Below are 26,177 nucleotides of genomic sequence, written 5' to 3'. Positions count from 1 at the left end.
GCTCCTGTCACAACATGGACGCCGAGATCACCTTCAAGGACGCCATGCACCATAACTGCGTTGTGTGTCACATTGATGAGGTCGCCGGGGGCAAGAACCCGCCCACCGACTGTCTCGGATGCCACGAGCAGCGACCATAAGACCATCACCGACAGATAAAAAACTCTCTTCGGCGCCCCCTGATTCCGGGGGCGCTTTTTTACTTGTAAATCAATCTGTTTATGTTACCATATGGAGGCTGAACATTCCCTACGGATGTTTAAAGACGAACCGTCGTATTGAAACGGAAACAGAACAAGGCGACTCCGAACCGATTTATTTCTCATTGTTTCGATGAACTCCCTCTGCCCCAATAAGGTATGTATCACCATGGGGCTCCCCAGCAGACCAAGCGACTGCATCATTTAGTATCCCAAACCGAACGTACATCCGTAACATGGGTTTTCTGCGCCAAGACGATAAAACAAATCGTCGAGGAGTATATGCAACTCAGAAATAATCCTTCAAGGGAACATCAATCACTGAGGACACCATAATCACGACGATGTTGTCCCGATCGATCCAACAAGATGAGTAGCTGCATCATGCGGCATCTTGTTCAGAACCACATGAAAGAGATGATCGGAGATCAGGGAAAACAATAAGTTTCTTCAACTGCATATATATAATAAGGAGGAGGCAATGAAACCATACAAGTTCTCTTTCAGCGTATTTCTTGCTATAGTCGTTGTCAGCGTGTTCCTGGTAACATTCGGCTGCGGCACAACAGCACCGCCGACCCATGAGGCGGAATACGACGTGATCGTCATCGGCGCCGGTATGGGAGGACTCTCCGCCGGGGCGCATCTTGCCGCCAGTGGGCTGAAGGTCCTGGTGCTGGAACAGCACCACAAAGTGGGCGGCTGCACCACTAACTTCAGCCGGGGAGCCTTCGTTTTCGATACGGCGCTCCACGAAATGGCCGGCGGCGGTCCCGGCAGAGCGGACCGCGGCCTGTATCAGCTTCACAAGCTGTGCGGCGTTGATGAGTACGTTGAGCTCTATGAGCTGCCGGAGTTCTATCGATCCGTGTATCCGAACGGCCTGGATATAACCCTGGGCAACACATGGGAGAAATGGGATAGCACCCTGGGAGAACAATGGCCCGAAGAAGCAGAAGGCATCGATAAATTTCACACCCTCTGCTCGTCGTTCATGAACGAAATGCTCAGTTTGAGGGATCTCTTCCGTATGACCGGTGTCGAAGCCTTCTTCACCAAGATGAAGGTCCCCATGAAGCAGAAGATTTTATTTGAATGGAAGGACAGAACCATCCAGGATCTGATGGACGAATGCTTCACCGACGAGAAGCTCAAGGCGGTTGTCTCCCAGCTCTGGGTCTACTACGGTGCCCCGGTGCCCTACGCGTCATGCCTCCTTCTCTTATCCGCCACCGATTCATATCTGACCGACGGCATTTGGCACGTCAAGGGCACTTCCCAGGCCCTGTCAGACGGCTATGAGATGCTCATTCGCAAGCTGGGCGGCAAGGTGAAAACCGATACCCTGGTGACCGAGATCATCATCGAGGACGGCATCGCCACGGGCGTCGTCACCGAATACGGTGACGTCTACACCGGCCGCTACGTTGTCTGCAACACCGACCCCTACCAGATGATTTTCAATTTGATTGGAGAGGAAAACCTCCCCGCAGGTTACGTGGCTAAGATCAGGAACATGGAGCCCGCCAACTCACTCTTCGGCGTGTATATGGGTCTGAATGTGGATCTCGCCGAACGGGGTTATAATGACACGGAGTTGTTTGTCAACACCTCTCTGGATAGCGTCGTGATGCACGACAACATGATGTCAGGAAACTTCTCGGAAGGCGGGGTAAGCATCACCATCTACACAAACTTCGGAGACCCGATCTACGCCCCGGAAGACAAAGGCATGTCGGTGGTTGTGCTCCATGCCTATAGTGACTACGACATCTGGCCCATGGACAAGGGTGAATACCGGGATATGACGGAAGAGAAGGCACAGGAGCTGATCAGCCTTGCGGCGACGGTCATTCCGGAGCTCGCGAATCCCGCATACATCGAGGAGATGGAAATCATCACCCCGGTTACCCTGAAGGAATTCACCATGAACCATGATGGTGTTGTCTATGGATTCTACCTGTCACCGGACCAGTGGGAGAAGATACCCAACAACACTCCCATCGACAATGTATTCATCGCCAGCAACTGGACCCAGGCATGGCACGGCGTCAGCGGCTGCCAGATAAACGGCTGGAGGGCCGCCCGCCTGATCCTTGATATCGAAGGCATAGAATAGGAGGAGAGTCATGAACAAGAAACGTATCGTTCCGATTCTGGCCGCAGTGACGCTCTTCGTGCTCTGTGCCGGCTTGGTTGCCCTGTCCCAGGAGTACGGCCCATACGGCCCGGAGAAGATCTTCATCGACGACACCACCAGGGCGACGCTGCGGTATCTGCCGGTGGATTTCGACCACCAGGAGCATCAGGCCGATTACGACATCAGCTGTGTGACCTGCCACCACACCAATGACGAGGACTTCATCTCCGGTGTGCCCCCGACGTGCGGCTCCTGTCACAACATGGAAACCGAGATCACTTACAACTTCAAGGACGCCATGCATCAAAACTGCGTTGTGTGTCACATCGATGAGGTCGCCGCGGGCAAGAACCCGCCTACGGAATGTCTCGATTGCCACGTGCAGCGGCCGTAACAGTGGTCCATACACACAAAAAACGGCGCCCTTGATTTTTGGGGCGCCGTTTTTTCCTTGGAAATCAATCTATTTATGTTACCATATGAGGGGTGGATACCCCCGACGGCTGTGGAAAGCCGAACCGGCGGACGGAAGCGGAAACAGAACAAGGCGGTCCCGAATCAATTCACATCAAATCGATCCGATTGACTCCCCGGGAGGCGTGCGGCATGAAAAAAAAGGATATTCTCTTCATCATCATTGTGGCGGCGCTCATTGCCGCAGCCTTCGGCATATTCCAGGTGGTTCTCCCGTCCCAGGGGCGGGAAATCGTCATCGAAGAGGGAAATGAGCTTGTCGGCGTGTTCCCTCTGGAGGAGGAGAGGATAATAGAAGTCCAGGGTCCTTTGGGCATCAGTACCGTCGTCATCGAAAACGGGGAGGCCTACATGCTGGATTCCCCCTGCCCCAACAAGGTATGCATCGCCATGGGCCACATCAGCGAGCCGGGCGATACCATCATCTGTATCCCGAACCGGGTCTACATCCGGGCTCGGTAATCTTTCCCCCTCCCCCCTTCACCCGGACCTTTTTTTACCGGTATATTTCCCGGTTTGCTGTGCGATGTTGGTAACATCGTTGCAACGACCGGCGGAGAACTCTCCGGAGTTAAGGCTCATCAGAGACGGCCGCGTCCCGGCGGGAGTAAACAGCAGTCACGCCCGGATTAATACAGACCGTTTCGCGTGTTCCATCGCGAATGATTATTCCTTATCCAGCCCCTTCATTGTAAGTATCTCCAGGGCTCTCTCAATATCCTCCCCTGTTACCTTTAACACGACAGGCGCATCCGCCGGGCAGAGATGGTTCGAATCGTGGACATGAATCATGCGTATCTCGCCCGTCTCGTCCCCTCGATACGAGGGCTGAGATGTCAGATAATTGTAGGGGAAAAACGGGAACCTCCCGGGAAGAACATACACGACAAATCCCGTCCCGTCATTCTCATACTCAATTTCAACCGCATCCCGGGATACATCGAAGAACTCATCAACGAGCTCGCCCTCCACCGGCAAGGGAAGAGAGGATACCTCCCCTCCGTCACCATCACCAAGGCGCATGCGCGCCATCTCAAATGCCATTAATTCCACCAGGGCCTGCTCACGGCGGCTCTGCTCGATCCCCGGCCAATAGCCCACGAATGCGACCGTCATCCCCATCAAGAACAGGGTGGTCAGAATAAGGAGCACACCGGCGGGAATCAGGCGCAGGGGATTCGCGCCGGTCGATTTCGCTTCACCCTTTCTTTTACACGACGAGCCGATCCCCCAAAAGAGCATATCGCCCCCCCGTTTCAGGGCGATGATACCGAAAACCAACGCCACGCCCGCTCCGAGGCCTTCGTGTGCCGCCGAAACCAGAATCGCCAGAATCGCCCCGAGAACCAACAGGACCCCCCTCCGGGAAGACCGCTCGCCCCGAAGCCGCTCCCGTACCGCATACGCCCCACCTGCCAGAGAGAGGAGTATCATCGCCGGGAGTATCAGCACCTCGGACAGGAGAATCTGCGGCCCGGGCGGCTGATTCGCGAACGCGGGCGCCGCTGAAAACAGCACGAAGAGAAAAACCGCGTATCGGACACTATGCTTCATCATCTTCTATGACCTTCCATGAAAAATCCCAGTCCTCCGTCGGCATAAAATCCTCTTTTTGAAAGAAAAGAACGTGTGTATCCGCATGAATGAGGGGATAGGTGGAATGTATGATCTCGACTCCCTCCGGCATCAGACGGAACTCGCCTCTTTCAATGGCACGTCTCCAAAGGCGTGTCGTGGTCAAAAGATAGCACGCGTTCTTATTCGGTGCGTATTGAATATATTCGACCATGATCGTGACGCTGTCGCGCGGCGGAACCGTCACCTCACATCGATATGCTCCCAGAAGGTACCGAACGGGAAACGGTTCATGAGCGGGCTTCAGTGCTGCAACACGGATTAAAACGGGAGAAGGATTATCCTGATCGATCGGAAGAGGAACGGTGAGACCCTGAATGACCGGAAACGGCAGGAAGTTGTCATAGACATAGGTTCCCCGTACATGAACACGATCGGGATATACGGTGATATCAATCTGTTCCTCGGTGAAACGAACGACGGGCAATACACCCGAAAGAAATAGGAGAGCAAAGAAACTGAGGACCAGGACGAAGCAGCGCATCACCCCGGAAACGGGACGTTTTATACACCGTGACGACCTATTGTGTCCCACAAGTGCTCACCTCCCGATGCTCACAAAGAAGACACCGATCCACATCCCCATGCCCGGTTATGCCCCCATATTCCCCTTGTCCGCTTCCTGCATCGAGCGGGAATTCTGGTACCATGCGTGAAAATGAAACCCCATGATGAACCGGAAGAATGCGGATTCCGGCCTGATCATCTCATATACTTCCGTCACCTCCCGGTTGAACGTCCCCGCATAGTCAAGAACCCCGACATATCGAAACATCTCGAGCCTGGTGGTATCGCCGGTGTGCTCCACCCCGAAAATCAGGTAAATATCATCGCCGTCGTACGCGAAAAGATTCCAGAATTCCTTATGGAGCTCGGCGGCGTATACCCGTCGCTCGAAGAAAAAGAGGCGGTTCTGACTCTCCCTGATATACTGTCGCAGGGCGTCCCCGGATATCGCCTCGCCCAGGTTGTAGACATCGGTCGTGGAGGAAACCAGGTCCTGTTCGAAAAGCTCCTCGCTTCTTATTATTTCGGAAAGGTCCTGGGAGAGAATGCGCTCCTCCGCATCATCCCCGATCAACTCCTGGGCATAGTCTACAAACGTCCTGATGCCCCGGGGTCGATCCATCGATTCGTTTCCGACTGGCTGGATGACGGTATATGTGGGCGCAATGATGATCGAGAACGGATAGACCAATCCGGGGTTGTTTGATTTTTGACGTCTCTCCTGCACAAATCGATCCATTCTCTTTTTCACCGCACGGTTTCTCTTGGCCCCCCGGGACGCCTCGTTGATCTTGTCGGCGATGCTCACGCGGACATCCCCCCACAGGTCATCGTGGATGATCACCTTCTGACTGACATCCCCGAAGGCTATATATAAGCCGGTGTTGATCCCAAGGTCCGCAATCTCTCCAAGCCGTTCATAGTAGGATTGGGTCAGAAGCTGCTCCTGGCGAAAATTGTTGTCCAGCATACCGATGAGCCGCTTGATCTGTTTCAGCTCATCCTGGCAGATATCCATATACACCTCGGACGATCGCTCCGAGAGCTTCTGGAGTTCAACCTCTCTGAGGAACTCCTCCTGGGTGGACTTTACCACCGAAAGCTGAAAGCGAAGGTCGTCCTCAAGTTGGACCAGGTCTTTGATCTCCTGCATTGTTTTATATTTTTGTATCTTCAGTGATACGTCGGAAAGTGATTCAATAAGCTTCTCGATTTTCTCCCTGAATATACCACTCTGGACCTCGATGAGAGACGTCGGCGCTATGCTGCGCTTGGTCTTGATGATGGAATTCAGGGTCAGAAGCGCCTCAACGATTTGCGTGCTGTGTTTGTTGATGCGCTCGCGCTGCTGTTCATATTCCACTTGCAGGGTATTGATCTGAGAATTCTCGTCATATTCGGGGTTGTCCTTGACGATCTTTTCTCGAAAATCCCTGGCGATACGATATATTTCCCAGGCGAGGGACACCAGGGAGCTGACCGGCCCTGAAAAGGTGATCGCATCCCCCAAAAGGTTGTTCAGCTCGATACCGGAGGTGTAGTCCGGCCCCACGTTCAGGTAATGGGATTTGGCGGAGTCGAGAATGGGAGCAAAAAATTCATGCTTGAGAAAATCCGCGATGATCAGGCTCCCCGAACGCTTCGCCCGGCGGGTAAAACCCTTCATGTCCACAAACAGATGACCCTCCTTGAGCTCCTCCCGCTTCATCAGGGACACCTTATGGTCCCCGGAAAAACGATAGAGCCTTCCGGCGTCATATTCTCTCACAAGGTGTTGAAGGGTGAGTTCCTTTTTCCTGTTTACGAGACATCGGGTCATGGCGGAGAAATGGCTGTCGTACCCGACATCCATTCGATAGACGATGTATCGCTTGAGGATGTCCGACAGCTTGAACTCAATCCCACTGTCTCCCGAGGAAAAGAGCCGGCTGATCCCCCCCCGCTTGTGACTCCTGAAGTGGGATATGATCTGGCGTATTTTCGTCACCCTGGCCTCGTCCCGATAATATCGATCGACCATGTCCGAAAGGCCGAACTCCAGTTCGCGACTGCTTTCAAGGTTTTCCCACACCGCCCGCAGGGTTTTCTCGTCATGGACGATCTGCACCAACCGTTGGTGAAATACATCCGTCTGGTTGTCAAAGCGCAGGAGATAGTCGATGATATCGTCACGAAAATTGGAGAGGGTATAATAATCCAGGAGCCGTTCCGTTATCGATTTGTCTTCGAGCATAATGCCGACCATCCGGGCAAGCAGATCCCGGACACTCATCGATTTACGGGCGGCTTCGTTGTAGGGTTCTTCGAGCCAATCGAGCACAACAGGAGAGAGGAGATAATTGTTGAGATCGAAGTTGATGATGGACTTCTTTATATTGAGGGCGAACAGCGGCGTTGTGCTTCCCAACAAGAGATATTCCATCTCACGGATGTCGTACGACAGCCGCTTGGTTCTCAGGTCCTTCAGTATGTGCTCGATGACCTTATAGATGACCGCGTAAAAAAGTACCCCGATGGAGCGCTCCAATCGCTCGTAGTTCACCCCCATAATCCTGATGTTTTTGAGGAGTGCCTTTTTTTCGATAAGGATCTTTGAGACGGCAAGGTGGGTGATATAGGCCGTTCGTTCGCCGCCGCCGAGCTGCATCTCTTCTTCAATGGATTTTTTGTAGATCCTTCGAATCTCACCGATGAACTTGCGGCCGTTGAAGCGGGATGACAGCCACGTCTCCAGTATGCCGGCGTCCAGGAGCGGATCCGAATAGAGCACCATCATTGCCAGTTCATGCTCGGCCCGGTTGTAAAAAGCACCGCCGATCTTAAAGGTCTTATGGGCAAGCTTCACATTCTCGTCCAGCGTGGAGACAACGATCCCCCCCCGGTCGTCGTATACCATGGGGGGCTCGATGCGCTCGCGAACCAGCGTCGCCAAATCCCGCACCGCGTCTTCGAATATCTCCTCGCTGGCGCCTCCGAAGATATGGGGGATTCGGATGTTCAGGTCTGATTCACCCAGGTGGAAACGGGCGTCGGTTTTAGAGAGAGACCAGAATTGTCTCCCCTTGATATTTCGCTCCTTGGAATAGGCGAGGATGTCGTCAAGAAGCGTGATACGCTCTTCGAAAAAGCGTTCTCTGAAATCAGACTCCATGTTCATACGCCGATAAGATGTTACAGCCCCCTCATTCTCTCGGGACGCAGCATATCCCGACGGTCTTTGTCGAGTACCGTCCGAATGAGGTACACCGCTTCGTTCTTCTGATCGGGAAGCTCTATTTTCAGCGGCAGATAATTCGAAGCATGATTCGAGGTGAAAAGACAATCGGTGACATCGGTGTGTTCTATGATTCCGGCCAACTCCTTAAGCGACTGCATCGGATCGGGAACTGTGAACTCCCCGTTCATATAGTCGTCATACAGGGGACATCCGGGGACGATCATCAGGGTCAGGGCGCCGATATAATCAGGATCCATCTTGGTGAGCACCTCGCCCGTGGCCCGAGCGTGCCGCTCGCTCCCATCCGGTCCCGCAAGTCCCAGAAGCACCGTCACCGATAACAGGATGCCCGCCTCTCTAATCCGGTGCGCCGCCTCGATCATTTCTTCCGTCCCAACACCCTTCTTCACCCGCGTCAACACCTCCTCGTCCCCGCTCTCCAGGCCGAGATATACGATGCCCAGCCCGCGATCCGCCAGCTCTCGGAGCTCATCATCCGTTCTCTTCAACACACTCTTGGCGTTGGCATACATGCCGATACGCTCCAGGTTCGGGAACGATTCATTCAGATGATCGACGACCGGCATCATCATCCGGCGGGGAACGATCAGGGCGTCTCCATCGGCCAGGAACACACGACGGACGTACTGTTTTCCGCGAACTCCATCGATATCCTCTCGGATATCCTCAAGGCTCCTGATGCGGAATTTCTTCTGTTTGTATGCGGAACAGAAGGTACAGCGATTGTGGGAACATCCCAGGGTGACCTGGAGTATGAGGCTCCCGGCTTCGCTGGGAGGACGAATAACAACGCCTTCGTATCTCATGAGTGCCGTCCGCTTGTGCCGATCGGCCCCCGCATGAAAGAATTTCAACGGAAGCCGATGATGAGTTTTAATCTACTGTTCGGTGTCGCCGGTATCGACCTTTGTGGTCTCGGCCGTATCCGCAGCCTCGGGAACGGGTACCGCTGTTTCGGTTTTCTCATCTTTTTTGAAAGAAAACCGTCGCTTCTTCTTTTCCTCAGGCGCTTCTGCCGTCGGGGCGGGAATGGCCGCCGTCTTTTTCGTTGTCCTGTCGTCCTTGTCGGGAGCGCTCTTGTACAGACTCAGCTCGCTCGTGAGCTCCTTGACCTGCTTGTTGAGCTTTCGAATCTGACCTTTCAGGCGAAGCCTCTCTGTCAGACCCACGAACGACATTAGGATGACCATCACTCCCGCCGCGAGAAACAACAGTGCATACAGCGGCATTGATGCGGATTCCAAGCCAAAATAACTGATCGACGCAAAGTTGCCGTCGTTCTGAGCCGCAAAAGTGATCAGCACGGCAAGCAGCACGACGAACAGGATAACCTTTATAAACTTCATGACTGCTCCTTTAACAGGCTTTTAAGACTGTGTAATAACGAATCATAGGTGGCCAGGATATGTTCCGAGACGACCTTTACATCTCCCACCACGGGCATGAAATTCGTATCTCCCATCCAGCGGGGTACGATGTGCAGGTGAACATGATCCGCAACGCCGGCCCCGGCGACCGCTCCCATGTTGACACCGATGTTGAACCCGTCCGGATTCATGGTCTTCTTCAGCATCCTCACTGAAAGCTGCACGAGGCTGAACAGCTCTCCCGATTCGTCATCGTTCAATTCGGTAATATCTCCCAGGTGGCGGTTCGGCGCCGCCATCAGATGACCGTTGTTATAAGGATACCGATTCATGATAATGAACCCGTACTCCCCCCTGAAAAGAATCAGGTCGTCTCGGTCATCGGTACGCCCGATACGATTGCAGAAGATACATCCGTCCTCTTTGGCCTCCCTGATGTATTGCATGCGCCAGGGCGCCCAGACGACGCTGCGGTGCGTGTCATCGCTCATAGATAGACAATCTCCCCGGTGATATCCTCTCCTATGGTCAGATAGCCGATGCTGTTCTTTTTCGCATACCGGGGATCGGTGGGCGATCCGGGATTGAAAAGCAACACGCCGTCTTTTATCTTGTTGACCGGATTGTGGCTGTGCCCGAACACGATACACGAAACGGTATTAAACGCCGACAGCACCCGCTCTTCCAAGCCGCCCGGAGCGCCTCCGCCGTGCGTAATGCCGATATCCTTTCCCCCCAGGGAAATCACCCGCTTTTCCGGAAGATGTTGGGTGATCTCCCATCCATCAATATTCCCCGCCACGGCATACAGCTCCCAGGCCGAGAGATAGTCAAGCACGACGGGTGAAACGATATCACCCGCGTGAATGACGGCATCCACATCAGAGAATCGCTCCCGCATCAATCGCTTGAACGACTCATCCGGAACTCTCAGGTGCGTGTCCGACAGGACCCCCACTTTCATGTAACAAACGCTCCTTATACCTCTCTTTGGGCACAGAAAAACATCGACGGGGCGCCGAAGGGCGAAGTGGAAAAAACCGCCTTCCCAAAAGGAACAGCCTCGCTTCCTTCACCCCGGATACCCCCGCCGCACGTCACCCACCCCCGTGTTGCGCTGAATTTTCCCAAACATCAATTTTTTATGATAAATCATCGAACACGACAAATCAACCTTAAAACGATACGGCATAGATCCGCCGAAAAGATTGACACATATGTTCTGCGGCCGTATAATAATTAGATAATGAACGATCGGGGAAAAACATCACCGCCGCAGTCTTTGAGTGACGTTCTCTCTTCCATTCTGAAGAACAGGGGATGGGATACGATCATTCGAGAGCGGCGGGTTTTCGAGATATGGGAGGAGGCCGTCGGCGGCCCCATCGCGAGAAACGCCCAACCCGACCGTATCGAGCGGGGCGTTCTGATCGTCCGGGTGAGAAGCTCATCCTGGGCGCAGGAGATGACCTACATGAAGGATCGCATCATCACGAGGCTGAACGAGAAACTCTCCCGACAGCTGGTGACCGATATGCGATTCATTCAGGGAACGATTGATGCGCCGGAAAGAGAGCGGGCGGCACCCGATCATGGAAAAAAGAAAACGAAAAGACGGGTTGATCCGGAGACGGCCGCGCCCTTTACCGATCACATGGACGACTCCGAGTTGAAGGATATCATCACCCGCGTCGTCGCTCTGGCCCTTGATCGGTCGGACGATGCACAATGACGGCGTTTTTCGTCAAGAGCCTTCAGACCACGGTTACATCGTTAATCCAGGCCAGATACTCCTCAAGCCCCTCCACGATGGGAAGAGACACGATCTCGGGCACCGAATAATTGTGCATCTCCACAATTGCATCCCGCACCCGCTCGAAGAGGTCTCCCCGGGTCTTTATGATGAGAAGAAACTCCTCCTCGTCACAGATCGTATCTTCCCACATGTATATTGATCGTATCTTCGGCACGATACTTGCGCAGGCGGCAAGCCTGTTTTCAATAAGATGCTTTGAGATTGACAGGGCGTGTGCCTCGCTGTCGGCCGTTACCAATATGACTGCAGGTCCGGTCATGTCGCCTCCTGATAGCTACCTGACGTCGTCCGAGAAAGATCTCTGTTCATCATCGAGCGCCGCACTTCCCCCCGGCATCCCGATACGATCTGTCCATGTCTCCATGGCCGAAATCGCCCTCTTCGCCAGGTATCGCTTTCGATCCCGTTTTTTCACTCCCCGAGGGGCGCTGGGCATGATACCAAAATTTATATTCATCGGCTGAAAATCGATGATGCCGCTGTCGGTAATATAGTAAATGAGCGATCCCAGGGCGGAATCCCTGGGGGGCACTTGGGGACCCTCGTCTGCGGCCAGCATTGCCGCGTTGTAACCCGCGACGATCCCCATCGCCGCCGACTCCACATATCCCTCCACCCCCACAAGCTGCCCGGCCACAAAAAGACCGGATCGTTTTTTCAACTCCAGTGTCGGCAGCAGAAGCCGAGGGGCGTCGATGTACGTATTACGGTGCACGCTTCCGTATCGCGCGAACCGGGCGTTTTCCATGCCGGGTATCATACGAAACACCCGCTCCTGTTCGCCCCGTTTCAGGCGGGTCTGGAATCCGACCATGTTGTGGAGCGTCCCCTCTCTGTTCTCCTGGCGAAGCTGCAATACGGCATAATGGATCTCGCCGGTCTCCGGATCGTCCAGCCCCACCGGCTTCAGGGGGCCGAACGCAAGGGTATCCTCCCCCCGACGCACCATCACCTCCACGGGCAGACATCCCTCGAATATCTTCGTGTCCTCAAAGGAGTGGGGCTCCACCTCATCGGCCCGTTTTATTTCCCGCACCAGGCGATAGTACTGTTCTTTATTCATGGGGAGGTTGATGTAGTCATCGCCCCCCTTGCCGTATCGGGACGCCCGAAAGGCCACGTCCATATTTATGCTGTCGGTATATATAATAGGTGAGATCGCATCATAGAAAAACAGCTTTTCACGCCCGGTGATGCGCTGCAATGCCATGGAAAAATCATCGGATGTCAGGGGACCGGTGGCGACAACGGCGGGGAGAGAAAAATCAAGGTCCGTGACTTCAGTCCGAATCACGTCGATGAGGGGATGTGCGGCGACGCGCTCGGTGATCTCCCGGGAGAAGGCCTCACGGTCCACCGCCAGGGCGCCGCCGGCGGGAATCCGGTGATTGTGGGCGGATTCAATAACGATGGAATCCAAAAGCTCGAGCTCGCGCTTGAGAATGCCGGATGCGTTCTCCAGCGATTCGGCCCGGAGGGAATTGCTGCATACCAGTTCCGCGAGGCTTTCGTTCTTGTGGGCGGGGCTGAATCTATCCGGTTTCATTTCAAAGAGCTTCACCCGCACGCCCATGCGGGCCGCGCGCCACGCCGCCTCACACCCCGCCAGCCCGCCTCCTATCACGGTTATTTCAGCGTCACTTTTTTTCAAGTTTTTCCAGGTCCTTTTGATCGACTTCCCGGCTGTAACCGCATCCCTCGGCGGGACAGAAAAGCTCTCCGTCTCCCGTCTTGGTTCCCTTGTATACCAAAAACGGATTCGCGCACTTTGGGCACGGTGTCGGGTAGGGTCGATTGTTGACGATATAGGTGCAATCGGGATACTCGGAGCAGCCGTAAAAGAGCTTGCCCTTCGTCCGTCCCTTCTTGACCTCCCGCTCGATGAGGGTTCCCTTGCCACACAGGGGACAGGTAACACCCGTATTCAGCGGATCCTTGAGCGGCTTGATGTTCCTGCACTCGGGGTAGCCCGTGCAGCCCAGAAACTGGCCGTATTTCCCCATCTTGACCTGCATCGGCTTCCCGCACAGATCACATACTTCGTTCGTCTGGGGGATCTCCTGCTCCTTCCCCTCCAGGGATGCAACGTAGCGGCAGTCGGGATAGCCGCTGCAGGCGTAGAATCGGCCGAACTTCCCCAGCTTGATGACGATCGGCTTGCCGCACTGGGGACAAATCTTGTCGGTCTTCTGGTTATAGACGTCCTCTTTTCTGACCTCCTTGTCTTTTTTGAGAAGCAGGTCGTAAAAGGGCTCCCAGAATTCCTTGATCATCGGCCGCCACTGGGCGTCCCCCGAGGCGATGCTGTCCAGGTCCTCTTCCAGGTGGGCGGTAAAGTCGTAATCCACGTATTTTTGAAAATGCTTTACCAGAAGATCATTGACGATCATGCCGATGTCTTCCGGATAGAACCGCCGCTCCCGGAGCGTTACGTACTTCCGTGCCTGGATCGTGTTGATGATGCCGGCGTACGTCGAGGGTCTGCCGATTCCCCGCTCTTCGAGGGCCTTGATGAGGCTCGCCTCGGAATACCGGGGCGGTGCCGCGGTGAAGTGCTGTTCCGGCACCATGCCGATGAGATCAAGCATGTCACCGATTGCAAGAACGGGCAACAGCAGTTCCTGCTCCTCGGCCTCATCATCCCTCCCCTCCATGTACACCTTGGAAAAGCCGGGGAACTTCACCGTGGAGCCGCTTGCCCGAAAGACGCTCTCGTTCTCTCCCAGGAGTTCGGCGGACACCGAATCGAGGACCATCTGCGCCATCTGGGAGGCCGCCGCCCGCTTCCATATCAATTCATACAGACGAAACTCATCTTTGGTCAGATACTTCTTTATGAGCTTCGGGGTGCGGGTGAACGAGGTGGGCCGGATGGCCTCATGGGCTTCCTGGGCGCCCTTCGCCTTTTTCTTAAACACACGGGGCTTTGCGAGGGAGTATTCCGCACCGAATTCGTCGGTGATCACCTGTTTGACCTCGGCCAGGGCGGAGGCCGCCACGTTGGTGCTGTCGGTACGCATATAGGTGATGAGACCCACCTGCTCATCGCCCACCTCTTTACCCTCGTAGAGTTTCTGGGCCACCCGCATCGTCTTTCGCGCGGGAAAGCCGAGCTTCCGTGACGCCTCCTGCTGCATGGTGCTTGTGATGAACGGCGGTGGGGGATTCCGCTTGATGTCTTTTCTCTTGACATCCCCCACAACGAAAGGCCCGGAGACGCACAGGTCTATGGCGTTCTGGGCGTCCTGCTCGGTGGCGAGATCGAATTTTTTCAGCTTATTCCCGCCGCTTGTGATCATGGTGGCGGAAAAGGGATTGTACTCCCCTGTTTTCGTGAAAATTCCCTCGATGGTCCAGTATTCCTGGGGCGAAAAGGCCTCGATCTCCCGTTCGCGCTCACAGATCATCCTGAGGGCAACCGACTGAACCCGACCCGCGGAAAGACCGTATTTCACCTTTCGCCACAAAAACGGACTCAGGTTGAATCCGACCAGGTAATCGAGGATCTCCCGGGCCCGCTGGGCGTCGACCAGCTCCCGGGATATCTTCCGGGGATTTTCGATGGATTCCAGTACCGCGGACTTGGTGATCTCCGAAAACACAATGCGATGAACGTTCAATCCGTTTCCGCCGTTATCGATGTTGAGCACGTTTACCAGATGCCACGCGATGGCCTCACCCTCCCGGTCTAGGTCCGTCGCGAGGTATACCGAATCGACGTTTTTCAGGCTTTTCTTGATGGTATTGATATGTGTTTTCTTGTCCTCGATAACCTCATAGGTGGGGGTAAAGTCGTTCTGGATGTCCACCGAACCGCTCTTGCTCGGAATCGAGCGGACATGTCCGTAGGAGGCCAGGACCTTGAAATCCTTCCCCAGAAATTTCTCTATGGTTTTCGCCTTGGCCGGCGATTCCACTATGACCAGTGATTTAGACATATGACACTCTTCAGGCTACTATGCGGATAAAACTCTTGCCGGGAATCTGCCTGACGACATGTTTCAGCTCCAACTCTAATAATATCTCAAGGACCCGCTCGCTGGCAAGTCCGCTCTCATCAATAATAATATCGACATATACCGGCTCATGTCCGATATTTTCGAGCACCTTCCTTTCGTCGTCCGTGAGGACGAGCGGACTCTTCGTCTTGTCAGTACCCCCGCCGACGAAGAATCTCCCTCCCAACACGCCGGGCAGCTCTTCAATAACATCCCGGGCGCTCTCCACAAGTTTCGCCCCGTCCCGGATGAGCCGGTGTGTTCCCTTCGACCGGGGGTTGTTGATGTTCCCCGGAACGGCGAAGACCTCCCTATTCTGTTCGAGGGCGAGGTTCGCCGTTATCAGGGCGCCGCTCTTTATCCTGGCCTCGACGATCACAACCCCAAGGGACATGCCGCTGATAATCCGGTTTCTCCTGGGAAAATTCTGGGCTTCGGGCCCGGTGCCCAGGGGAAACTCGCTGACGACAGCGCCGTTTTCCGCGATGCTTTCCGCAAGTTCTTTGTTTTCCGGTGGATATATCACATCCAGGCCGGATCCCAAGACGGCTATGGTCCGCCCATTGTTTTTGAGTGCAGCCTCGTGGGCCAGTGAATCAATACCCCGGGCCATGCCGCTGACTATCGTAATTCCTTCCGCCGCCAGCCCTCCGGCAATTCGCTCGGTTGAGAGGACGCCGTAATGAGTCGGATTTCTGGAGCCGATAACCGCCACGGAGCGGTGATCTACAGGCTCCAAAGACCCGAGCACATAGAGAAATCCGGGAGGATCGTATATCTCCCCCAGCGGGAACGGGTATTCGTCGTCCTCAATCCCAATGATATCGGCCCCAAACGAGCGTACCCGATCAAGCTCTTTCTCTATCGGGTCCCAATCGGAAAACGAGACGATGCTGCGGGCCAGCTTTTCGCCCACGATACCCGATGCGAGAAGTCGGTCATATCCCGCCTCGAAGGCTTCTTTTGCGCCGCCGAAATGCCGCACCAGCTTTCGGAACGTGACGTTTCCCACCCGAGGGACACGGGAAAGCGCCAGATCGTATCGTTTCGAGTCCATCAGGTGACAGAGTATATAGCAATTATCCCTTAAGTCAAGGCCAAAAAAGGCGCCGGGATACTCCCGGCGCCGATGGATCGAAATGTGTATCGAATACGTTATTCCAGCTCGAGGCGCACCATATCACCCACTTCTACGTGCCGATTCGAATTGCTGATGACCGCCGTTGATGTGTACTCTTTAGCATTGATCACCACGAGACGTCCCACCACGTCAGGCGGGTAAATAACGGCGTACTTCGGCGTGGCTCCCTCGAGAATCTCCTTCCCGGTTATCCCCTCTTCGAAGTACATCTGCCTGAGCATATCCTCATATCCTTCGGCGGTCAGCTTCCCGATATTGTTTTCGTCAATGCGCAGTATATCAAAAATGCTTCCCACCTCCACGCCGTCGGCGAATCCGCGATCGATATACACGATGTCGTTTTCAGCCAACAGCGGCTCCTGGGCCAATTCTGGATCCGGTCGCGCCGCGTATACGATATGTCCAACCACGGGCGCTTTCCCCTTCTTCAGATCAATGGTCTTCACCAGCGGTTCAAAGGGCCTGATTCTGTCTTTCAGATAGACGGCGTCATTTGTATTTGTGATGACGGCGGACGCCGTCTTTTCCCCCAGGGCCGTCACATGCAGTTCCCCGACAATATGAATCATATATCCGGTCTTCTTTTTCGTAACCGGATGTTTCACCTTTTCTTCAACCCGGAAAATGGTGAACCTGTCGCCCTGTTTCAGATCGATCATCTTGTCCTTTGGCAGCTTGATGAAAACGACGTCGTCATCGGTGAGCATGGTTCTGTCATCCCGGGTATGGTGGATATATCCCGAGTCCTCCAGCTCATCATCGGACAGAAAACCGGTATAGACAACCTTCGGAATAAAATAGATATCTTCCGGCTTCATTTTGTAGGGTTCTGTTGGAATGATCTCCCGCATGCTTTCGGTTGAGAAGAGGGTTGGAGGTAATGTCACCTCCTCGGTAACGCCCCCCACAATCGATTCGGTGACGGACGGCACGAACGGTGCTTCCGTCGGTGTGGTCTCCGTTGTGGTCAGAGGTTCCAGGTACAGCTCATCTCCCACCGTCAGGCTGTTCGGATCGCCCATATGAGGATTCATTTCCCACAGCTCCCGCCATTTGGAGGGATCGTTGTAGAGATCGTCGGAGATATCCCACAGCGTATCGCCTTCCTTGATGATATAAACCCGGGTGCTCGAGCCCGTCGGCGTTGTGGTACCCGTACCGTTATCCTGCGCGATGGACACAACGGCGAACGACAGGCAAAGAACCGCAACAGCGACAACGGCGACTCTCATAATAGTGACCTGTTTCATTTTTAGACCCATAAAGGTTAAAGTGTTTACGATGAATGGATGACGGGAATGCGTTTCCTTCGCCACATCCACACACAGAGCATGACCGATCTTCACCTCAGTCCCCACAAGACACCGAAACCGGCACTGCGTGACGCATCCATCCCGAAGGAGACATCATGTCCCTATAAAAGCAAGAGCTTCTCCCTGGCCAGGTCGGAAACGGGACTTTCCGGATATCGATTGATAAGATCGGTCAGCACATCGACCGCGGCGTCGGTCTCCCCCAGTTCGATCAGGCAGTATCCGAGCTTCAATTGGGCGTCCGGCGCCTTGTCCCTGTCGGGAAAGGAGTCGGTGACGGTCCGAAAATGCCTGGCCGCGGATTCATAATCGCCCAGGGAATAATAGCTCTCACCGAGCCAGTAATATGCGTTATCGGTCAAATCACAATCGGGATAATCATTCACGAAGCGAGAGAACAGGACCAGGGCCTCTTCCGGGTTTTTATGCATGATGTGTCTCAAAGCCTCGTCATACAGGGCCTGGGGATCGCCCGCGGGTGTGGAGTCCGGTGTTTCCCCGGCGGGAGGTGATTCGCTTTCGTCCGCCGCCGATCCGTCGGCCGCATCTTCGGCGATATCCAATTCACTCCCCACACCGGCGTCCCCCGTATCGACATCGCCGCCCCCGCTCTCCGGCTCCCCGGCGGCGGTCTCATCGGCGATGATCTCCTCCTCCACCAGGGGCGTATCGATATCGCCCCCTGAATCTGCGGCGCCGGCGAGCAGCTCCACGCGCCGGTTCAGCTCCGCCACCTCCCTGGTCAGCTCTTCCACTTTACGCTCCAGATCCACCACCGTGCGTCCCAGCTCCGCGGTGGTCATGGTAGCGCCGGTCGACGTGTAGGTTACGGTTTCGCAGCCGAACAAGAACAGGATCACACAGGAAAGGAGAGCGGCCGTCCCAATACTTCGGATTTTTTCCGCCATGCTCGAGCTTGTGAAAAGAAAAACAGGCATTTTCTTTTACTTAATACCCGATTTTTCTTCTTTTGTCAAGGGATTCTCGGCATCTCACAATTTCTTTTATTTTCGGCCGTTTTTCCTGTAGTATATCTATTATAAGAATATAGACCCCGGAACATATCGAGATCCGTTTGTGTCCTACTGAACGGATTATAACATATACCAAAAAGGAGTCGAATGACAATGAAACCAAAAAATATATCCTTAACTGTACTCATCACACTCTGTCTCGTGGTGATCCCGCCGTTCATCTCCTCATGCAGCAAGGATTCGCCCGAGGGATTCGTGGGGATGGATAAATCCTTGGAAATGGTCATGGAGACCGCAGACATGGAGCCGCCGGCGGCGGCGCCTCCTTCTCCCATGACCGGCACAAGCGACGATGCATCAATCCCCGCCATGGAGCGGAAGGTCATTAAGCGGGCGGAGCTTGATATCGAGGTGAAGGATTCCAAGGAAGCCTTTTCGAGTGTTCAGGACATCATCAACGAGGTCGACGGCTTCATTGCCGACAGCTCCTCGTATAAGTCCGATGCGGGAAGCCTGAGTTACGAGGTCACCCTCCGGGTCACCCCGGATCGCTTCGATTCGGTCATCGACCGAATTTCCGATCTGGGCGAACTCGAATACGAGCACATCTCCGGCGAGGACATCACCGAGATGTACTATGATATCGAGGGACGTCTCAAGGTCAAGCGTCGGTCCGAGGAAAGTCTTCTGGCGATCATGTCGACCCGCACCACCAACCTCCAGGATCTCCTGGCGGTGGAGAAGGAACTCGCCCGGGTGCGGGAAGAGATCGAGACCCTTGAGGGGAAACTCAGGTATTACGACAACCTGGTGGGACTTTCCACCATTACCGTCAGCCTCTTCGAGCCGGAGCCGATCACGGCGGGCAGGAACTTTCTTTCGCCGATCAAGGACGCCCTGGGCGACTCCGTGGAAGTCCTGGCGCGATCCGTAGGCGGCCTCATTATCATCTTCATGGCGATCCTCCCCTGGGCGATAGTCGCCGTAATCGTCTTTCTGATTATCAGGACAATTGTCAGAAAACGCCGGGAAAAGAATCCCTCGCCCGCAAAGGCGTCGGACGCGAAAAAATCATGAATCACCCGGCGGGTGAAAGGAGGGGTGTGCTCTCCCCTCCTTTCCCCGCCCGTCACATCATGCAATCCATCGATCTTACCCGTATCATCACCGATCTGGATACCCTGTACAGTGCGCTGGAGCCGACCTGTCGGGAGGCGTTCCTCGTGGGCGGGGCGATTCGCGATCATTTCTTGGGCGCATCGTCGACGGATTTCGACATCGTCGTTTGGGGCGATCCGGAATCCGCCGCCAAAACCTTCGCCCGAAAAACCCGCGGCACCTTTGTGATCCTCGACAGTGAGGAGGATATCTATCGCGTGGCGAAAGGCGGTGAAACCTACGATTTCTGCGCCCCCAAGGGGCCGGATGCGGCCTCCGACGCCCGGGACCGGGACTTCACCATCAACGCCCTATCCGCACGGGTGTGGCCCCGGGGTGATGGGACAGACACCCCCCTGATCGACCCGACCGGGGGGCTTTCCGACCTGGCGGCGGGCGTTATACGGGTTCCCTCGCTTTCCGTTCTGTCAACGGATCCGGTCCGCATGCTCCGGGCGTTTCGCTTTGCGGCGACGCTTGGCTTCACCATCGATCCGAAAACCACGGATGAGATACACGCCCGATGCCGTGATCTCCTCTCCGGTGCACGGGAGCGAATCCGGGATGAGTGGACGAAGCTTTTGAGCGCGGACTTGGTATATCCGGTCATCCGTCGGATGGATGACGCCGGGATACTGCCGGTGATGTTTCCCGAGATCGAGACCATGCGCGGCGTATCCCAGAATCGCTTTCACAGTTATGACGTGTGGGGACACAGCCTGGCGTGCCTGGAGGAGGTGGAGCTGCTCCTCACGACATACCCGGAGCGGCTCGGTGGATTCGAGGGGATCATTCGTCCGTATCTCGCCCGACCTCTGGGCGGGGGATGGACGGGCGCGTCCCTCTTGAAGCTCACGGCTCTCTTTCACGACGTGGGAAAGCCGGTCACCAGGGATGTCAGGGAAGACGGAGAGGCGACCTTTTACGGTCACGAAAACAAAGGCGCGGTCACCTTCAGGTCCATGTGCCTTCGCCTTTTGATGGGACGGCGGGCCGTCCGTACGGGGACGGTGCTGATAAAGAATCACATGCGGCTTCTGTCTCTCTCCCGGATGGAGAAAATCACCCCCCGGGCCCTGGGGAGACTGATCCGCGATGTCGGCGATAATCTCCCCGGTGTGGTGCTCCTGGGCCTGGCGGACACCGGGGCGGGACACACGGACGGCCGGCGGGTCGACAACGGAGACATGCTCGCACGAAGCATCATGGAGGCGTATCTCCGGGTGCTGAGTGACGACGATAACACCCCGGCGCCGCTGCTTTCCGGGCGGGACATCATGAAGATCGCCGACATCGGTCAAGGCGTTTTGGTGGGGCGATTGAAATCGGAGCTTTTGGAGGCCCAGGCGGCGGGCGAAGTTACAACGAAAGGAGCAGCAGAATGGTTCATCACGAAACGAGCGGACGCACTAAAACTTATGCGGAAGGAACATCGGGAATCCTCAGATGGGCAAAGGTGACGATCGGCATCCTGCTGATCTGCGCATTTTTCCTCCCCTGGGCTGCCCAGACGGAAGGCTGCGCTGATGACGCCGCGATAATTCGAGACAACATCAGCGGATATTCCCTTGCCGTGGAGGGGACGGCGCCCAGGGCCGTGCTGGCGCCGCTTTCCGGGCTGATTATCGGGCTGCTGGCGCTTTTCCTCATCGGAAAAGCCCGCCCCTTCGCGCGAAGTCTCGTTTCCCTGGGAGAAATCTTCCCCGCCCTGTATGCATGGATATACGTCAACTTCGAGGTCTTCTTCCTCAGCCCCCTTGTGGAACGGTTCGGTTACATTATCACATCCCTCCTGATGGTCTCGATTCCCGTCCTCTCATTTATCGAGTCGGTCGTCCACCTCCCTCTGATGAATCGAAACAAGAGAATCATCGTTATAATCGTCATTGTCATCGGGGTCGTCTTGTGTGCGGCCATGAATGTGTACGATACGGTCACATGACGAATTCCATATAGAAAAGGAAAAAGGACGGGGATCAAACCGATCCCCGTCCTTTCATACACGTGGATATTCGTTTTTCAGCCTCACCCGAACGCACAGCACTCCATCGTCACCCCCATACCCCCAACGCCGCCGCGGGAATCACCCGCGCCTTGATTCGGCCGCATCACCGCATTATGCGTGGTTTCTTTTGGATGGTGGCGGGGAACACATCGACATCCGGATTTGTTGTTGAATTATCAGACGTCAGGTGAAACGCTGTCACCTATTCGTCGTCCAGCTCCACAACGCAGGATTCCATGTGCTTGGTTCGCCCTTCGGGGCTCCCCATGAATTTTTTCAGCTTGCCAAGGACTCCCTTGTCTTCCAGTACATCCTTGAGCGTTTCCTCATATCCCAGCGCGGCGTAATAGAGCGCCCGGTCGAAGTATAGGCCCGCCCGGTTGTTCAACTCCTGTAGTTGATACATCTGGTAGGCGGTGCCGAAAAAACCCTCGGCGGAGACTACTTCCATGATGACCTTCTTGAGCAGTGTCAGAGAATCGACGATGTCATGCAGGGCGTAGTTGTCATCGAAGCACTCCTTGCCGAGCTGGGTGAAGTCGATGCAGATTCGGTACTTTGAGATGTCCTTTGTGATCATATCATCGAATCCATCAAGGACATCCTGCATCATTCGTTTCCACTTGTCTTCGTCGATACCCGCCTCGATTCTGAGCGTCCTGGTGTTTTTGAACTCATCGAGCCAGAGGTTAAGTATCTCGTCCTGTTTGTTCCTGATGATGCTGACAAGCTTTTCATAAATCATATCCGATCACCTTTACTGTATAGTTTAAAACTACCGATCACTGTACCTTATCTTGAGTTTTTTCGCTTCCTAATTGAAATACCTGCTTTTATTGGTGAGAACGTAGTCTGCCGCTCGATGGGCCATGGCCATGACCGCTACCATGTTGTGAGAACTGGAAGTGGACGGGCAGACCGAGGCGTCTACGACGAACAGGTTCTTGACGTCGTGACTCTCCATGTAATTGTTCACCACGCTGGTTTTTGGGTCCGGCCCCATGCGGCAGGTACCCTGTATGTGAAAGGCCATGATGGACTGCCGGCACGCCCCAACCCCCATTTCATCCACGATCGACAATTCCGATTCGGCCTCGATAATGGTCGGCACCTCGTAGACGAATATCACCCTCTTGGCGCCCGCGGCGAACATCACCTTTGCCCCCTCCTTCATCCCTTGCATCATGCGCTTTTTGGTATCGTCCCGCATGGCGTAGTGCACCACCGGCCTTCCGTATCTATTCAGTTTCACCTCGCCGCTGGGCTCCTCGGGAACCAGGATCATCATGGCGGCCAGGTAATTATATCTGGTCATCACATCCTTGGTCTGGGCGCCGAATCCGGGCATGAGGTTTGCCACGATTCCGGGCTGACCGAAGGCCCCCTCCATGCGAAATCCGGTGAGCCCCCGTTCCTCGTCCACCTCCTCGAACTCGTCACAGAAATACGCCTGGGTGATCCCCCGATGGCTGTCCAGTTTTTCATCGAACTCCGCGGCTATCATCGTCTGGGGCTGGAGAATCAGGTTCTTTCCCACCAGGCCGCTGGAATTGGCGATGCCGGAATTGAGGAGGAGCTGGTCGGTATTGATGGTGTTCGCCGCCACCATAATAACCTTGGCGGATATCTCGATGTTCGCCTTGGCGGCTCCAGTCTTTTGATTCAGCACGACTCCCCGGACCTTTTTCGCCCTCCCCTCGGATGTGACGATCCTTTCCGCTCGTGTCGAGATATAGAGCTTCGCACCGGCGTCCAGGGCCCGGGGGATATACGTAAGGCTCACCGCCTGTTTCGCGTTGTAGGTGCAGCCCAAAAGGCAATAGCCGCATTTCCTGCAATTGACGCTGTTGTGGTGGAAGGTGTCTCCCGAGTAGCCGAGGGCATCGACGCCCTTTTTGACCATCGAGTTGCTGCCGTTGAGGTCTCTTTCCGGTATCTGCGTGGCCGATATGATTGATTCCGCCTTTTCGAAATAGGACTTCATCATCTCCGGCGTCATGTCGGTGATGCCGAACTGTTTTTCCCACCGCCTCAAAACAGGATCATGAATGCGGACGCAATCGGCGACGTTCACCAGGGTGCCGCCGCCCACCGCCTTTCCCTGCATGATGGAAACCGAGAGATCCTTCGTGCTCCGGGCGCCCCGCTGCTGATAGAGGGCCCCCATCATGTCCGCCTCCCGCTGGTTCAGGTCCGCCCCGGTGTAGTATCCTCCTTCTTCCAGGATGACAACCGTATAGCCGGCCTCGGCCATCTCCACCGCCATCACCCCTCCCGAGGAACCGGAGCCGATAATACACACGTCGCAGGATTCGGTGACGTCTCCCATGATATCTTCAGGATATACGATCATCTCTCTAATTTTCCCCGTATCACACCGCGACCGGTCTCTCTACACCAGCGGCCCATCGTACCCGATGTGCGGCCAGACCAGCTCGTTCGTATAAAATCCCATCATACACAGTTTTTTGATTCCCACAAACGCCCCCCTGAGCAGCACGGAATTGCTGGTTTCCCACTTTTCGAGATATTTATCCTGCTCATCCGGGGTCATCTCGGTAAACCGCTTTGCGGAGAACTGCATGAAAAGCGGTCCATGCTCGAGAAGCGTGATGACACTCTTGAAGTCCTTTTGCGCTTCGGGATAATCGGTGGCGGCGAATTCATCGAAGAACTCCACCACCCGGGTCTCGGCGGCCCCGATTTCATAGGACCCACCGCTGGGGATGATTCGATCGGCGAAAGCGGACATGACGGCGAATCCCTTTTCGTCGAGAAATTTCAACCCCGAGGGAACCTCTGGATACCCCGCACATCCCGTTGCGCCGGTTCCCACAGCCAGCGCGGAGGCGGCAAGAGCAAATCCCCTGAGAAAGGTCCTGCGAGTTGCATTGAACTGGAAAACAAGATCACCGCTCACAATTCGCTCCCGACTGCATGCGATGTGTCTCTGTGTCTTTTCCCTCCGACGCCACTGGCGACGGGATACACAGAAACGGAAATCAAATCTATTTTTAACACACTATAGCGAAAAAGTAAAAAAATCTCAAAGGAAAAAGGCGTATTCCCGTGAAAAAACAAGGCGCCGGCCCCCTGGATGGAAAACGTCACCGGATTTCGACGGCACACCATTCATCGATATCCGCGGCCCTGTTTCCCTGCTGCATATGTCCCAACGCCACCAGCGCCACCACCCGATACCGCTTCGGGGCTTCGATGATGGAAAGCGTGTCCTGTTCATCGAACTCGTATGTCCACGAACACCCCAGCCCCAACTCCGCGGCGGATAAAAGCAGGTGCGAAACGGCGATGGGCACGTCGATCATAAAATAGGGCTGTTCCCTCCCCCGGCGTTTGAGATAAGAGGGAGATGCACACGCAGCGATAATGACCGGGCAGGTCCCAAAGGCCGGTTTTCCGGCGAGTTTTGCCAGGCTCTCGAGCATATTTCTCCCGCGAATCACGAAAAATCGCCATATCTGACTGTTCATGGCCGACGGCGCCAGGCGGGCCGCCTCCAGGACGGCCATAATTTCTCCGTCGCTCACATCCTCTTTTGTAAAGGACTCCGCCTCGGTCAACACGTTCACAAGGTTTTCGAGTATCATGTCCCCTCCACCATCGTCATCAACTCGTCGATGTGTTTCCTGCGGAGCGACACTTTGTTCTCCCGCATGTATTGTTCGCTTTCGGCCTGAATGCGCTCCGCGGGATATCCCAGGGGGCTGACGGCGACCACCCGCAGATCGTCGGTGACGGAAAGCGCCTGTCTGACTCCCTCTTCGCCGAACCCGCCGAGCCAGCAGGTGCCCAGCCCGTACTCCGCCGCCGTCAGTACGGCCACCTCCATCAGCATGGACGCACCGGCCATGTAGAGCGCCCTGTCGCCGGTGGGCGCCGACGGATCGGGAGAGCCGCAGGCAATGATGAAGGCCTGTGCCCGGGTGGTGAGGATCCAGGGATTGATTTTCCCGGCAAGGCCCGAAAAGACGGCCCGGCGAAGCCTCTTTACCCCATCCGGCTTTCGTACGATGATAATCCGGGCGTTTGTGATTCCCCAGGCCGCTGCGGCCGACCGCACCACTGTCGTGAGGCTTTCATATACATTCTCCGGGATGGGCCGATCGACATACGTGCGAACGCTTCTCCTGATCCTGATGACGTCCATCAGGCTATCGGTGGGTGTTTTCGTCATGCGACTCTCCACATTC

At 55.2% G+C, this 26,177-nt stretch carries 25 protein-coding genes; 7 read left to right on the top strand and 18 right to left on the bottom strand.

Annotated elements, in window-relative coordinates; all coding sequences use genetic code 11:
- Positions 1-681 precede the first annotated feature (681 nt).
- From JW885_05530 to JW885_05520, 3 genes are all read left to right on the top strand, one after another.
- Positions 682-2,319 (top strand): NAD(P)/FAD-dependent oxidoreductase, encoded by a 1,638-nt coding sequence (locus JW885_05530; protein ID MBN1881616.1) that lies wholly within the window; start codon positions 682-684, stop codon positions 2,317-2,319.
- Positions 2,320-2,329: 10 nt separating this feature from the next.
- Positions 2,330-2,734 (top strand): cytochrome c3 family protein, encoded by a 405-nt coding sequence (locus JW885_05525; GenBank protein MBN1881615.1) that lies wholly within the window; start codon positions 2,330-2,332, stop codon positions 2,732-2,734.
- Between the two features lie 212 nt (positions 2,735-2,946).
- Entirely contained in the window at positions 2,947-3,276 is a 330-nt protein-coding gene (locus JW885_05520) for a NusG domain II-containing protein (protein MBN1881614.1), read from the top strand.
- A gap of 204 nt (positions 3,277-3,480) precedes the next feature.
- Here JW885_05520 and JW885_05515 read toward each other — a convergent pair whose 3' ends face one another.
- From JW885_05515 to JW885_05485, 7 genes are all read right to left on the bottom strand, one after another.
- A complete protein-coding gene (locus tag JW885_05515) occupies positions 3,481-4,371 on the bottom strand; it encodes a hypothetical protein (protein MBN1881613.1) in 891 nt (296 codons plus the stop codon).
- On the bottom strand, positions 4,358-4,933 hold the full coding sequence (locus tag JW885_05510) for a hypothetical protein (protein MBN1881612.1): 576 nt from the start codon (positions 4,931-4,933) through the stop codon (positions 4,358-4,360). Before JW885_05510 ends, JW885_05515 begins: the two co-directional genes overlap by 14 nt.
- Positions 4,934-5,041: 108 nt before the next feature.
- Positions 5,042-8,107: a hypothetical protein gene (locus JW885_05505; GenBank protein MBN1881611.1), complete on the bottom strand. Its 3,066-nt coding sequence runs from the start codon at positions 8,105-8,107 to the stop codon at positions 5,042-5,044.
- Positions 8,108-8,127: 20 nt separating this feature from the next.
- Positions 8,128-9,000, bottom strand: coding sequence for a B12-binding domain-containing radical SAM protein (locus tag JW885_05500; protein ID MBN1881610.1), 873 nt, complete (start codon positions 8,998-9,000; stop codon positions 8,128-8,130).
- Between the two features lie 72 nt (positions 9,001-9,072).
- Complete coding sequence (locus tag JW885_05495) at positions 9,073-9,540, bottom strand: LapA family protein (protein MBN1881609.1); 468 nt, start codon at positions 9,538-9,540, stop codon at positions 9,073-9,075.
- Positions 9,537-10,052, bottom strand: coding sequence for an HIT domain-containing protein (locus JW885_05490; GenBank protein MBN1881608.1), 516 nt, complete (start codon positions 10,050-10,052; stop codon positions 9,537-9,539). Before JW885_05490 ends, JW885_05495 begins: the two co-directional genes overlap by 4 nt.
- Positions 10,049-10,525: a metallophosphoesterase gene (locus JW885_05485; GenBank protein MBN1881607.1), complete on the bottom strand. Its 477-nt coding sequence runs from the start codon at positions 10,523-10,525 to the stop codon at positions 10,049-10,051. Before JW885_05485 ends, JW885_05490 begins: the two co-directional genes overlap by 4 nt.
- A gap of 282 nt (positions 10,526-10,807) precedes the next feature.
- On the opposite strand from JW885_05485, the gene JW885_05480 reads away from it, so the two are divergent.
- Positions 10,808-11,293 (top strand): DUF721 domain-containing protein, encoded by a 486-nt coding sequence (locus JW885_05480; protein MBN1881606.1) that lies wholly within the window; start codon positions 10,808-10,810, stop codon positions 11,291-11,293.
- A gap of 22 nt (positions 11,294-11,315) precedes the next feature.
- On the opposite strand, the gene JW885_05475 is transcribed toward JW885_05480, so the two are convergent.
- The 6 genes from JW885_05475 to ybgF form a co-directional block, all read right to left on the bottom strand.
- Positions 11,316-11,636 (bottom strand): divalent-cation tolerance protein CutA, encoded by a 321-nt coding sequence (locus tag JW885_05475; protein MBN1881605.1) that lies wholly within the window; start codon positions 11,634-11,636, stop codon positions 11,316-11,318.
- A 15-nt stretch (positions 11,637-11,651) separates the two neighbouring features.
- Positions 11,652-13,028: a methylenetetrahydrofolate--tRNA-(uracil(54)-C(5))-methyltransferase (FADH(2)-oxidizing) TrmFO gene (trmFO, locus tag JW885_05470; GenBank protein ID MBN1881604.1), complete on the bottom strand. Its 1,377-nt coding sequence runs from the start codon at positions 13,026-13,028 to the stop codon at positions 11,652-11,654.
- A complete protein-coding gene (gene topA, locus JW885_05465) occupies positions 13,015-15,315 on the bottom strand; it encodes a type I DNA topoisomerase (GenBank protein ID MBN1881603.1) in 2,301 nt (766 codons plus the stop codon). Before topA ends, trmFO begins: the two co-directional genes overlap by 14 nt.
- Before the next feature lie 10 nt (positions 15,316-15,325).
- Positions 15,326-16,432, bottom strand: coding sequence for a DNA-processing protein DprA (gene dprA / locus JW885_05460; protein MBN1881602.1), 1,107 nt, complete (start codon positions 16,430-16,432; stop codon positions 15,326-15,328).
- A 98-nt stretch (positions 16,433-16,530) separates the two neighbouring features.
- Complete coding sequence (locus tag JW885_05455) at positions 16,531-17,766, bottom strand: LysM peptidoglycan-binding domain-containing protein (GenBank protein MBN1881601.1); 1,236 nt, start codon at positions 17,764-17,766, stop codon at positions 16,531-16,533.
- Positions 17,767-17,930: 164 nt separating this feature from the next.
- Complete coding sequence (ybgF, locus tag JW885_05450; GenBank protein MBN1881600.1) at positions 17,931-18,737, bottom strand: tol-pal system protein YbgF; 807 nt, start codon at positions 18,735-18,737, stop codon at positions 17,931-17,933.
- Between the two features lie 219 nt (positions 18,738-18,956).
- Between ybgF and JW885_05445 the strand changes: the two genes are divergently transcribed.
- The 3 genes from JW885_05445 to JW885_05435 are packed head-to-tail and all read left to right on the top strand — an operon-like array spanning position 18,957 to position 21,903.
- On the top strand, positions 18,957-19,880 hold the full coding sequence (locus JW885_05445) for a DUF4349 domain-containing protein (GenBank protein MBN1881599.1): 924 nt from the start codon (positions 18,957-18,959) through the stop codon (positions 19,878-19,880).
- The gene (locus tag JW885_05440; GenBank protein ID MBN1881598.1) at positions 19,877-21,421 is read left to right on the top strand and encodes a CCA tRNA nucleotidyltransferase; all 1,545 of its coding nucleotides are present in this window, start codon (positions 19,877-19,879) and stop codon (positions 21,419-21,421) included. Before JW885_05445 ends, JW885_05440 begins: the two co-directional genes overlap by 4 nt.
- Positions 21,418-21,903 (top strand): hypothetical protein, encoded by a 486-nt coding sequence (locus tag JW885_05435; GenBank protein ID MBN1881597.1) that lies wholly within the window; start codon positions 21,418-21,420, stop codon positions 21,901-21,903. The genes JW885_05440 and JW885_05435 overlap by 4 nt, the downstream gene beginning before the upstream one ends.
- Before the next feature lie 265 nt (positions 21,904-22,168).
- On the opposite strand, the gene JW885_05430 is transcribed toward JW885_05435, so the two are convergent.
- The 5 genes from JW885_05430 to JW885_05410 form a co-directional block, all read right to left on the bottom strand.
- Entirely contained in the window at positions 22,169-22,711 is a 543-nt protein-coding gene (locus JW885_05430; GenBank protein ID MBN1881596.1) for a hypothetical protein, read from the bottom strand.
- Positions 22,712-22,780: 69 nt separating this feature from the next.
- Positions 22,781-24,319: a GMC family oxidoreductase gene (locus tag JW885_05425; protein MBN1881595.1), complete on the bottom strand. Its 1,539-nt coding sequence runs from the start codon at positions 24,317-24,319 to the stop codon at positions 22,781-22,783.
- Between the two features lie 39 nt (positions 24,320-24,358).
- Positions 24,359-24,886, bottom strand: coding sequence for a gluconate 2-dehydrogenase subunit 3 family protein (locus JW885_05420; protein ID MBN1881594.1), 528 nt, complete (start codon positions 24,884-24,886; stop codon positions 24,359-24,361).
- A 187-nt stretch (positions 24,887-25,073) separates the two neighbouring features.
- Entirely contained in the window at positions 25,074-25,574 is a 501-nt protein-coding gene (locus JW885_05415; protein ID MBN1881593.1) for a nitroreductase family protein, read from the bottom strand.
- Positions 25,571-26,161 (bottom strand): nitroreductase family protein, encoded by a 591-nt coding sequence (locus tag JW885_05410; GenBank protein MBN1881592.1) that lies wholly within the window; start codon positions 26,159-26,161, stop codon positions 25,571-25,573. Before JW885_05410 ends, JW885_05415 begins: the two co-directional genes overlap by 4 nt.
- Between the last annotated feature and the right edge of the window lie 16 nt (positions 26,162-26,177).

Source organism: Candidatus Zymogenaceae bacterium, from assembly GCA_016931225.1.
Classification (GTDB): Bacteria; Desulfobacterota; Zymogenia; order Zymogenales; family Zymogenaceae; genus JAFGFE01.
This window is presented reverse-complemented; position numbering and strand designations above follow the sequence as displayed.